Origin of the sequence: Paenibacillus contaminans (genome assembly GCF_003285015.1) — a bacterium.
Taxonomy (GTDB): Bacteria; Bacillota; Bacilli; order Paenibacillales; family NBRC-103111; genus Paenibacillus_V; species Paenibacillus_V contaminans.
Genome location: NZ_QMFB01000017.1, coordinates 124,212 through 135,405, shown reverse-complemented (window position 1 = coordinate 135,405; position 11,194 = coordinate 124,212). Strand labels below are relative to the sequence as shown.

The 11,194-nt window shown below is 48.1% G+C and carries 9 protein-coding genes; all 9 read right to left on the bottom strand.

Translation table 11 applies throughout. The features are described from left to right. Positions 1–53: 53 nt before the first annotated feature. Positions 54–1,916, bottom strand: a complete 1,863-nt coding sequence (locus DQG23_RS25980) for a hypothetical protein (protein WP_146762381.1) — start codon at positions 1,914–1,916, stop codon at positions 54–56. A gap of 256 nt (positions 1,917–2,172) precedes the next feature. Beyond that, positions 2,173–3,057 (bottom strand): carbohydrate ABC transporter permease, encoded by an 885-nt coding sequence (locus tag DQG23_RS25975; protein ID WP_113033952.1) that lies wholly within the window; start codon positions 3,055–3,057, stop codon positions 2,173–2,175. An 18-nt stretch (positions 3,058–3,075) separates the two neighbouring features. Next, a complete protein-coding gene (locus DQG23_RS25970) occupies positions 3,076–3,933 on the bottom strand; it encodes an ABC transporter permease (protein WP_113034001.1) in 858 nt (285 codons plus the stop codon). 121 nt (positions 3,934–4,054) lie between these two features. After that, on the bottom strand, positions 4,055–5,758 hold the full coding sequence (locus tag DQG23_RS25965; RefSeq protein WP_113033951.1) for a type 2 periplasmic-binding domain-containing protein: 1,704 nt from the start codon (positions 5,756–5,758) through the stop codon (positions 4,055–4,057). A gap of 369 nt (positions 5,759–6,127) precedes the next feature. Then, on the bottom strand, positions 6,128–7,783 hold the full coding sequence (locus tag DQG23_RS25960; RefSeq protein ID WP_113033950.1) for a response regulator transcription factor: 1,656 nt from the start codon (positions 7,781–7,783) through the stop codon (positions 6,128–6,130). Further along, complete coding sequence (locus DQG23_RS25955) at positions 7,771–9,558, bottom strand: sensor histidine kinase (RefSeq protein WP_113033949.1); 1,788 nt, start codon at positions 9,556–9,558, stop codon at positions 7,771–7,773. Before DQG23_RS25955 ends, DQG23_RS25960 begins: the two co-directional genes overlap by 13 nt. Positions 9,559–9,725: 167 nt before the next feature. Then, the gene (gene trxA, locus DQG23_RS25950; RefSeq protein ID WP_113033948.1) at positions 9,726–10,040 is read right to left on the bottom strand and encodes a thioredoxin; all 315 of its coding nucleotides are present in this window, start codon (positions 10,038–10,040) and stop codon (positions 9,726–9,728) included. Between the two features lie 30 nt (positions 10,041–10,070). Beyond that, positions 10,071–10,451 (bottom strand): hypothetical protein, encoded by a 381-nt coding sequence (locus DQG23_RS25945; protein WP_113033947.1) that lies wholly within the window; start codon positions 10,449–10,451, stop codon positions 10,071–10,073. 218 nt (positions 10,452–10,669) lie between these two features. Then, complete coding sequence (locus DQG23_RS25940) at positions 10,670–11,098, bottom strand: RrF2 family transcriptional regulator (protein ID WP_113033946.1); 429 nt, start codon at positions 11,096–11,098, stop codon at positions 10,670–10,672. Between the last annotated feature and the right edge of the window lie 96 nt (positions 11,099–11,194).

The following is an 11,194-nucleotide window of genomic DNA, read 5'->3' as shown; positions in this document are numbered from 1 at the left end:
AAGTAGACAGTCCATTTACTTTGCTTGATCACCTCCCCTCATACAAAATATGATTAGATTTGTTGATCTGTAAACCGCAGTACCAAAGGATGCAAGGTCGAACATGAACGTGAAATTTCAGCCTTGAACTTGTTCGATTCTAATGTCCATTTGATATCTAAGGATATCCACTCCCCGTCATCATCCAAGCAATAAGCATATTTTTTCTTCCATAAAGCATCGATCATGAGGGTCAACTGCGGCATAGGATCCAAACTCATGTTAAAGACAGCAACCATTTTATCGCCTGATTCTTGATGCTCCTGAGCACTGACAAAAACATTCGGGTCCTTATCTGCATAAACAGGCAATTTCTTGTCCGCCAGCCATTCGATGATGCCCCTGAACTGCTCTTTCCGCTTGTAATTATAAATAGATGCGGAGCTGTTAAGATGCAGGTTATAGGCATTAATCGCCACGCGGCCCCCCAGCCGGTTCGTAAAGAGAACGGTCGATGGCGCAACCGCTTGGTCAAACTCATCTACAAACTCAGACAATACCTGAGCTGATTCGTTCAGATCCCCGATCCTAAATACAAGGGAGTCTTGATGAACAGTAACGGCCAAGTTCGTATAATACATCCTTTCCCCTTCCGTATGCTCCCTCCATGGTGTAAGCTCTGTCAGCCGCTCATAGCCAATACTGTCGCTAAACGTGCCTTCCGGATTCGTCACCTCAGCCCCGATTAAATCGCCATACCCGTTCTTGCAAAGATAGAAAGCCGCCAAACCGTCAAGGAAAACCCCGCCTTTGAATAGCTCCATCAGCTCATCCTTGGATAGATCCAGAATGTCCTCCCCGCAGACCATGACAGGCCCTGCCTCCGATTTTATCGAATAAGGGATCCCGAACCTTCCCAGAACAGAAGCCCAGGCGGGCGCTACAACATTAGGAGCCCGGTTGCCGACGATCGGACGATAAGCATGCGCAAACGGGCGGTATAAAATCCGTGGACCTGCCATATGGAAATCGGCAACCGAACGCCTCAGCCCGGAGAAGAACGCTCTGCTTTGGCCTACCATCGTGAAGTATCCTTCTTCCTCCAGAGGTCCGTCCGTATATTGCGTCACATACGTTTGCGATCCGTCAAAGCCGTAAAACATAGCCAATGTGATTAATGATCGCAGCTTTGCCGCCGAGAAAAAGAAGCGGGAATGCGGATAGGGATCCGATTCATGGATCAGCTCCAGATCGTTACTTAACGTCTGCTTGGAATGCAGGAAATGAAAGCTCAGGCCGGGGAAATTATTCGCCGCATCGCTATTGTAATCACTGCCAAATAAACGAACGAGCGGTCTCGTGCTCCCAGCAAAAGCCCTGGCAACTGCTTCCGTTATATCTCCATCGAAGTCGCAGGTGCCGGGCTGACATAGCGCCATCCTTGTTTGCGGTGCAACCTCATCGACAGCTGCCCGCACTTCATCGGCAAGCTCCACTAACGAGTCTTTCATCAGCCTCGCCCACGTTTTGCGATAATCCGCGGACAGCTCGTCGCCACGACGAAAAATAGCTTCTAATTCTTCTCTGGATAAGGGCTTGCCAAGACCTATTTGTTCCGAAAAACGCTTCAGGTGTAAAGGACAGAAGCAGCCAAACTTCACCACATCATGGTTGCTGATTTCATAATCGTCTTCAAAAAACACAAAAGGAGGGCGGCCCCTTTTCACTACCGTTTGGACATAGCCGCTTAAAAGCTCTATATATTTCTTATCCAATGGACAATTCGCTGTTCTTGAAGCAGCACCGTCAATACCGATTATTTTTTGGAAGGGATGCTTCTGTTCATTCAAAGGCTGGGGTCCTACGGATAAGCTGGGCGAACACCACCATCCCACTTCGATGCCATCCTCGGCCAGATGCTCCCGCACTTCCAGCATCAGATCGCCGAATTTCTCAAAAGCGCGGATGGCTGTCGGCAGCTTCGACTCCCCGTTCCACTGAGGAAAAACGAGGATGAATTTTTTAATACCCGCTTCCCGCTTTAATCTTCGCATGGCAGCAAGCATTTCTTTCTTCTTATTTACAACAAATAAAAAAGGTACGATAGGATCAAATTGAAACTCAGCACTCGACATAGTATACGTCCTTTCACTGAACAGCTTTCTTAGTAGGTGAACTGTCTTTCATCGCCGCTTATTCCTTCACGCTTCCCAGTACAATCCCTTTTACGAAAAAACGCTGCAAAAACGGATACACAATCAGAATCGGAAATGCTGCAACGAAAATTTGTGCGGCCCGGCTCGTGCGGTCGGATAGCAGCGCCTGTATTTCCGCCTCTTGCGAGCTAAGAAACTGGGGATCCAACTGAATGACTATCGTCTGCAGAAAGCTTTGCAGCGGATAATGCTCCGGCTTATTCATCAGAATAAGTCCGTCAAACCAGCTGTTCCAATGACCGACCATGGAGAAAAGCAGCACGGTCGCCAGCGAAGGAAGCGATAAGGGAACCATGATCCGCATCATGATCGTGAAGTGACCCGCTCCGTCTATCTTCGCCGACTCCTCCAGCTCCTTCGGCAGTCCACGGAAGAAATTGAGCATCAGAATCACATTGAACACAGGTACCGCCGAAGGGATAACGAGTGCCCAAATCGTATCCAGCAAGCCAACCTCCTTGATTACCATATACCAAGGAATCAACCCTCCGCTGAAGAGGATCGTAAAAACGAAAAACCAGGCGTAAAAAGTTCTCCAGCGAAACTGATGCGCTTCCTTAGAAAGCGGATAAGCAAGCAGCACAGTCAGCGCCATGTTAAGAAGGGTGCCCAGTACAATCCGTTTGCCGGAAACCGCAAATGCTGTCAAGTACTCTTTCTTGCCGAATACATTCTCATAAGCGACAGCCGTGAAATCGACCGGCCACAATTTCACCTCTCCGGCAGCGACTGCCGAGGCAGAGCTAAAGGAGACCGCTAAAATATGAATGAGCGGAAACATGCAGAGAAAAGCCAAACCGGCTAAAAAAATCGTGTTCAGCACGGTAAACATCCGGTATCCTGCAGTCATGCGATGAAGCATGCCTATCCCCCCTTTGCTCTAAAAAATTCTGTAATTGGCTAATCGGTAGGCGAGATAATAGGAAACCGATATAAAAACCAGAGATACAACCGATTTAAACAGCCCCACAGCTGAAGCAATGCCATACTGTGCCTGCTGAAGTCCCAAGCGATATACGAACGTGTCGATGATGTCGCCTGTTTCGTAAACCTGCGGGTTATACAAATTGAAAATCTGGTCAAATCCCGCATTCAGCACATTGCCGAGACTAAGCGTAGTAAGCAGCACGATGATCGGAATCATCCCCGGAAGCGTTACATGCCAGGTTTGACGCCAGCGGTTCGCCCCATCCATTTCGGCTGCTTCGTACAAAACAGGATTGATTGCAGTTAGTGCAGCCAAATAGACAATGGTGCTAAAGCCGAACTCCTTCCACTCATTAGAGACGATAAGCGTGAAGCGAAACCATTGATTCTCCCCCAAGAAAAAAATGGGGTCCAACCCGAAAAAGACAAGAATTTGGTTTACAATCCCTGATGAAGGCGACAAAATATCAACCAGAATGCCTCCGAGAATGATCCATGACAAAAAATGCGGCAAGTAGATAAGCGTTTGCACGGCTCGCTTGAAAAATACCTTGCGGACTTCATTCAACAGCAGGGAAATGAAGATGGGAACCGCCACACCTGCAACCATCTTTAATAATGCGATGATGATCGTATTAAAAATGATTTGTGAAATATCCGGCATCAGCCAAACATATTTAAAATTATCCAAACCGACCCACGGGGAGCCGAAAATCCCTTTCGAAGGGAGAAATTTCTTGAAAGCAATTATAATGCCGACCATCGGACCATAATTGAACACAAGCACCAACAAAAAACCAGGCACAATCATAAGATGAAGCGGCCAATTCTGCTTCCAATCCCTTAGCACCGCCGGTCACCTCTTCCATTCTTCTAGTGAGTGAAGGAGAGAGAGGCAGTCCGTTCCTCTCTCCCAAGAGCACATCATCCGTTTATTTCAAAGATTTATACCATTCGTTGACTTCTTGGGTAATTTTATCGCCGCCAAGCTTCTTCCATTCCGCAACAAAAGAGTCAAAAGCATCGATCGATTCCTTGCCAAGAATGATTTTCGTAACCATTTCGCTTTCTTTCGTATCCAGCACAGCCTTACGCTCTGACATAGAAGGGGTAGAAGCGCCGTAAAATTCATTGAAATAGAACTTGTCATTTTTGTAAGCCTCATTCATTTGCGCCATCGTGCCGCCTTCCTTGGCAATCATCCACTGGAACCACATCTTGTCATCCCCGGCTAAATAATCCTGAACATTGTTATACCTGGCATTCCGGTCGATATCTTTGCCGAGACTTGCGGGGTTCTTATCCTTAATCGCCTTAGGCAGCAATTCGCCCGATATTACATTTCCATCCATTAAAAAAGCAAGAATCGGATTGATCTGGTAGAAAAATTGTCCTTTAGCTTTACGATCCTTACCAAAAAGCAATATGGCATTGGACTCATCCGGCTTCACCTGATTTTCGATCCACTTATTTAGAATACGAATCGCCGCTTCCGGATTTTTGGCTTTTTTATTCACAACATAATAAGTGGGAACACTTGCGGAGGTTTGCATCAAAGCAGGCTTTGCATCCACGGAAGGGATCGGATAAGCTGCCCACTCTTGTGTCATTTTGCCATCCTTTAATACCGCTTGTTGAATACTTAAACTGTGGGCAAAGTTGCCGTAAACCATACCAAGCTGACCGGTAGCAAAAAATTCTTCCATTTTCGTTGCATCCTTAACGCCAAACTCAGGATCAATTTGTCCGGCTTTAAACATATCCTGAAGCTGCTTTAAAGCCACTTTCATTTCCGGTTGAATACTGCCATACACCAAATTTCCCGAGGCATCCTTGACCCATGATTGCGGGTAAGCATGGTAACCATTATAAAATCCTGTAATTTCCCCCAGTTGTTTGCTTAGTCCAAGCCCATAAGCCTTGCCTTTACCTGCAGTGTCGCGTTTAGAGAAGGCTTCCGATATGACCAGTAAATCCTGCATCGTTTTGGGCTCCGGCAAATTCAGCTCAGTCAGCCAATCCTTCCGCACCCACACGTATTGCGCCGAATTGTAGGGACTGTTGATTTGCGGAATAGCCATTAGCTTTCCATCGTAGGTGGCGGTTTTCATTTGTCTGCCGCCATCCTTGGTGAACTCCTTCTTCGTATCTTCAGAAGCGTTATCCTTCCATAGCTGTGTCAAGTCCGCAATCATGTCGGAATCGATCAACTGCTGCAAATCTCCGGCTTGAACCATGTAGAAATCCGGTAAATTGTTGGAGGCAATGCTGATCTTTATTTTCTGGTTGTACTCCTTGAAGGAGACGGCCCAATCATTTTTGATTTTAATGCCCAACTGCTCTTCGTAATAATCATAAATCGCATTTTTATCGATGTTCTCGCCCTCATCAAAATATTGATCAGGCGGCATAGAACGAACGGTAGAAACGGTAATCGGAGGGTCGTATTTTCCAGTCGGACCCGGCTTATTACCTTGAGGATCCGACGGCGCAGACGTTCCGGCAGGACTTGCTGTTTCCTTACCCTGATCCTTATCTTTTGGTGAGCTGCTGCAAGCTGTTACCAGAACAAACATGAGTGCCAGACATACAAGCAGCAATCTTTGTCCAACTCGCGCCTTCATTTTTGCCTTCATTCCTTTTCCCCCTTGTATGGATAGATAGCTATCGGATCCGATGTGCTTTCAGTATATAAATTTAATAAAAAGGTAACCAGATTCATCTCATAACATTAGGTTACATCTCATAACCTATTTTCTAGAGGTCGCGGTAATCCTGTGGCGTCAAAGATATCTGAGTTTTGAAAATACCGATCAAGGGTCACAATCACGCCCGTTTCTCGCATGGCATTGTGCTCAAAAAAAATATGCATGCCAAATTGGCCGCACATAAATTTCTTGAGGAGCTTATCCCCAAGCGAAACATTTCATAGCTCGCATTTTTATCGATGCTCTCCCCCTCATCGTAATATTGATCGGGCGTCGTAACATCTCATAACCAATTTCCTATAGGTCGCGGTACTCCTGCGGCGTCATAGACATTTGCGTTTTGAAAAAGCGGATGAAGGATAATCTCGAGTCGTAACCGATCATCCCGGCAATCTCATAAATTTTGTATGGAGAAGCTTTGAGCAGCTCCTTCGCTTTCTCCAGCCGGCAGCGATTAATCATGTCGGTTAAGGACACCCCCGTTACCTGCTTGTATAAGCGGGATAGGTAGACTGGATGAAGATGGGCTTGTTCGGCCAGATGCGTCAGGGATAAATCGTCCGCTAAATGCTTGCGGATATAGTCGTTCATCCATGATACGACATCGTGTTCGCTCTGTACGGGCATCTCTGCGCGATAGGCAAAAATAAGACGAGCCAGCATGGCGAAGTATTGCTCCATCTCTCCCCAGGTTACCGATGTTTCGACATGAGTCAGCCGATTCTTATCGATTTGAGCAAGCACAGCGCTTGCGGCCGGATGAAGGTTGAAATAGGATAAAAATACCGAAACCAGCGAATGATACATCTCCAGTCTCATAAAGCCCGAATAGGTCTCCCCGCCGGTATCCATAATCTCCATATAGAGCTGGTTAAACTCCGCTTCGGTTCCATTCTCCAAATAATGTCTGAGCAAGTCGATTTTCTTCCTCTTACTTCCCAGAAGCCGCGATTTTTCGGAATCTCCCGTCCCCCCGGCGTTCCCGAACATGTCATCCGTAAGCCGCAGCTCGGTTCCGGCTCCCGGTTCGCCCAAGAGAATCGTTCGCATGGCATCGAACTTGTCCGCCAGCTGATTCCACGGCAAAGGCACCTCGCTCATAACGAAGGATATAGGAAGCTTAAGGATGTCCCGGCAGGCCCGTTGGATCGACTCCAGCATGGCAAAGCAAAATGTAAAGGCATATGGCCAAGCTTCCCCATTCGTGTGTGCTTCCCCGGTTACCTGCTGCTCTTCTTGCGGCTGCAGCAGCCAAAACGGATTCAACTCCTCATATACGCTCGATACGAGCTTCGTGCCCGGACGCAAATATTCATCGGCGATATTCTGCACCGCATACAGCATCAGCTTGCGATCCGAAGCATCCGCTTTATCCGCCCAGCTGTCGATCCTGCCCACCAGCAGCATGATCGGGATATCGCCGGAAAGGGGAATGTCCATGTGCTGCAGCTGCTCGCTTAGCTTCTCCGGCGAAGGACTGCTTTCCCTGTTGATCAATCCGTACAGATACTGCTGCTGCAGCAGGGGAATAGCTTGCTTCTTGGCCATCTGAGCCTGATGCAGCCGCTTCTTCTCTTCGTAATCGCTCTCCAGCTTAGCGATCGCTTTGGTAACGGCCGCCTGGATCGCGCCGCTGGTTTCGGTTTTCAGCAAATAGTCGAAGCCGCCTCCCGAAATCGCATTTTTGGCATATTGGAAATCATCGTAGCTTGTTAGAAATATGACTTTACACGCCGGCCAATATTTGCGCACTTCGTGCAGCAGCTCGATCCCTTCCATACCCGGCATTTTAATATCGGACAGCACGATATCGATCTTCTCCCGTTTCAGCACTTCCAAAGCTTCATAAGCCGAATAAGCGGGAAAAAGAGTCAGCCTCTCGTCCCTGCTGAATAAATCCATTAACCCCTCAACGATAATAGGCAGATCGTCTACGATAATCATCCGGTACATGGAACCATCCCTCTCTTTGCCTTTTCCGTCATCTGCTCTTCTTCAAGCTTTAAGCGAATCGTCACGCACAGCCCTCCGAGCTGCGATCTGGAAACGGCAAGTCCGTAGTCCGCTCCATACGTCAGCTGGATTCTGCGATGCACGTTTACAAGCCCCGTCGTTTCCATCATATCGGTGCCCCGAGCCGATACAAGCCGCCGCTGTATCTCCGCAATCCGATCGTCGCTCAAGTCTTCCCCGTTATCCTCTACGAGGATATCCAAATATCCGTTTTCGGTTCGGGTATGGACCCATAATTCTCCCCTTGTGACAAGGTTGCCGATCGCGTACTTAAAGGCATTCTCAATAATCGGCTGGACGATCAGTCTGGGCACGGCCAGATCGCATAACGATTCGTCAGGCGCTTCATACTCCACATCGATTTTATGGCCATAGCAGAGCGCTTGGATGTCGACATACGTTTTGGCGTGATGCATTTCGGTATCCAACGTGATTTGGTCTTCGGCATTTCTCGTGATAAAGCGGAAGTAATCGCCCAAATAAATGGCAAGCCGCGATGCCTTCTCCGAATCGGAGCCTCGAATCAACCAGCTGAGAATAAAGAAGCAGTTGTACAAAAAATGCGGATTGATCTGCGATTGCAGCCGTTTCAGCTCCGACCTTTGATTGCGCAGCTCCTTCTCGTACACTTCATGAATAAGCACATTCAGCCTGGAGACCATGTGATTGAAACGCTCGTACAAGTAACGGAATTCATCGCTTCTCCGGTCTGTCTCCAAGGGCTGAAGCCTCCCCTCCTCGACTTTGCGGAAGGCGATAACCAGCTTGCGCAGCGGATAATGAATAATTCGGTATAACGAATAGGCAAAAATGAAAATGAACACGATAGAAACGGCAAGCAGACTCCATGTCCAATTCCGGTATCCGTGGAGTGCTCCGAAAACCTTCTCTTCCGATACGTATACAAGCAGCGTCGCTTCGATATTGGGAATTTTTTTGTAAGAGACGATATATTTCGCCCCTTCCAGTTCGATGGACTCGACTCCGGATACGACCTTCTGATCTTTCTTCGTCCTCAAGAACGTTCTCATTTTTTGTAGGATCGCTTCATTCTCCCCCTTGGAGACGATCCATTCCTCATTCGGGTTCATAATTGCCGCAGCTCCGTGATCCGGACTTACAACGTTGCGCAAGCTGTTTGCAATCGCACTCTTGGACAGCTGAACCGCGATAATAAATACAGGCGTTCGATCGAAAGCGGTATTCATAGGGTAGCGCAAACTCATAAATAATTTACCCCCCACGTCCACGATACGCATAGCATCAAGGTTGTTCGCAAGCGCAGCGTATTCATCCTGAGGAATAGCGGAATCGAAATCAATCGTATAGAAGGTTCTTTCCAGCAAAGGAAGGAACACTTTGACCTCTTCGATAATGGTGCTCGAGGATTTAACCATGGAAAGCCGTTTTTGCAGAGCAATCGCTTTCTCCGTACGATCGTAGTAATCGATGTCGCTTCCTGATAGGGCAAGCTCCATCAGATCTATATCCACAACAAAATCGAATAAAAGCTGCGAAATTCGCTTGAGCTCCTGCTCCAGCGACTGCGTGTAAAATTCATCGCGGCTTTTGATCGATTTCGTGATCTCCTCGTCTATAACCTCCGCACCCTTCTGATTTAGAAATAGCGTCATCGTATAAAATGGAATCAATACGGCCAGGAAACTCAAAACAAGCTTCACAAAAATAGATACGCCCTTCCTCCTTAGTATCATTTGCCGCCCCCCTTTATTTCCTATCAGCTTATTTGGAATTCATTATAGCAAGGAATAGCTCGAACCGTGATAGATTCTGTCAAGGGATACAGCGCCTGTTATGTACACAAAAATAAAAGACCGCGACACATAGTGTCCGGTCCTTTGCGCTCGATTGTAAATACTGATTACATATGCTGCTTGATCGTCGCTTCGAGCTCCGCCAGCGGACGGGCTCCGACAAGCGTCGTAACGTCGACGCCGTCCTTGAACAGCTTCAGCGTCGGAATGCTCATGATGCCGTATTGGCCGGCCGTTTCCGGATTATCGTCCACGTTTACTTTCGCAATCGTGACGGCATCGCCCATTTTGCCGCTCAGCTCTTCCAGGATGGGAGCGATCATTTTGCATGGTCCGCACCAGGGAGCCCAGAAATCGACAAGCACCAAACCGTCTTTTACCGTATCTTGAAATTGCGCGTCCGTCGTATTGATAATAGCCATTAGAATCTCTCCTTTAATGTAGTGTTTATTTTATTCCGCTATTCTATACAGCCGGGACTGGTAAGGGGTAAAACGGTAACGTTTCTCCTCATCCTGTTCCGCTGCCGCTTGTGGAGCAGCCAGCCTGGCAGACAGTTCATCGAACCATTCCTTATCATGCGTCGCCAGCGACAGTTCTATAAGATCCTTCAGCTCCTCGGGGGCGGATGGCGTATAGTCGGGCAGCTTTCTCACTTTGGCGAGAGCCGCTTCCACCGATGTCCCTACCGCATCTTCCCGGTCGCATTGCGTGACCCGAACCTTCAAGCCGCCGCTCCGGTTCATCGATTCGACATACCCGATAAACTTCTCATCCAGCTGGGATGTTCCGCTTACCCAATCTCCCTCATAAATCAACGCAGTCGTACTCATTTCCGTTCACCCTCCCTTTCAGTTTGCTGTACGCATAACTGTTTACATTTTCGTGATAGTTTAAGCACACAAAGATCATGGCTTCGCAGCTTTCTGGCGGCGGGTTTTCCGGACAACAGCGGATGATAACCTTTTTGAATCGTCAAGGGTAGCGTATTCGCCTCCTCTCGGGCGGCGCGTACTGAAGTCGAACAACTCAGCTCGAGACTTTTCAAATGCTACCTCTGCTGCTGTGAGCTCCGTACCCGTTCCAGCACATTGCTTATCGTCGTGCGCTGCAGATAGACCAGCATATGTTGCTCCGCTTCGCAAAAAATATGATCCATCACCTCCGCCATGTTGCAGGCGACCACGCACTTGTCGTCTCCTTTGCCCGAACACCAGCCCGGCTTCATGGATCCGATGGAAGTGGCGCTGTAAATCTGGGCCAGCGTAACCTGATCGGGGTTGCAATTCAGAATGTAGCCCCCGCCGATGCCTTCCTTCGTTACGATAAAGCCTTGTTTTCGCAAGCAGCTCATCACCTTGCGCAAACGTGACGGATGGGTGTTCACATTGTGGGCAATCACATCGCTCGTAGCCATACGATCCGGTCTATAGGCCAGAAAAACAAGACTGTGCACCGCAATCGTAAATTCGCTGTTCACCCTTTATGCTCCCCCTTCCCGTCTGCTTACTGTTATTATAATTGTTACAGTTAGAAGTGTCAACCGCCATGATGCCTAAAAACTCGACCGGGAAAT

What these genes read in the sequence shown, in the direction of transcription:
- DQG23_RS25960 (WP_113033950.1), bottom strand. Translation starts at nt 7,783, where the DNA reads ATGTACCGGATGATTATCGTAGACGATCTGCCTATTATCGTTGAGGGG.
- DQG23_RS25945 (WP_113033947.1), bottom strand. Translation starts at nt 10,451, where the DNA reads ATGAGTACGACTGCGTTGATTTATGAGGGAGATTGGGTAAGCGGAACA.
- DQG23_RS25965 (WP_113033951.1), bottom strand. Translation starts at nt 5,758, where the DNA reads ATGAAGGCAAAAATGAAGGCGCGAGTTGGACAAAGATTGCTGCTTGTA.
- DQG23_RS25955 (WP_113033949.1), bottom strand. Translation starts at nt 9,558, where the DNA reads ATGATACTAAGGAGGAAGGGCGTATCTATTTTTGTGAAGCTTGTTTTG.
- DQG23_RS25980 (WP_146762381.1), bottom strand. Translation starts at nt 1,916, where the DNA reads ATGCTGGAAGTGCGGGAGCATCTGGCCGAGGATGGCATCGAAGTGGGA.
- trxA (WP_113033948.1), bottom strand. Translation starts at nt 10,040, where the DNA reads ATGGCTATTATCAATACGACGGACGCGCAATTTCAAGATACGGTAAAA.
- DQG23_RS25975 (WP_113033952.1), bottom strand. Translation starts at nt 3,057, where the DNA reads ATGCTTCATCGCATGACTGCAGGATACCGGATGTTTACCGTGCTGAAC.
- DQG23_RS25970 (WP_113034001.1), bottom strand. Translation starts at nt 3,933, where the DNA reads ATGATTGTGCCTGGTTTTTTGTTGGTGCTTGTGTTCAATTATGGTCCG.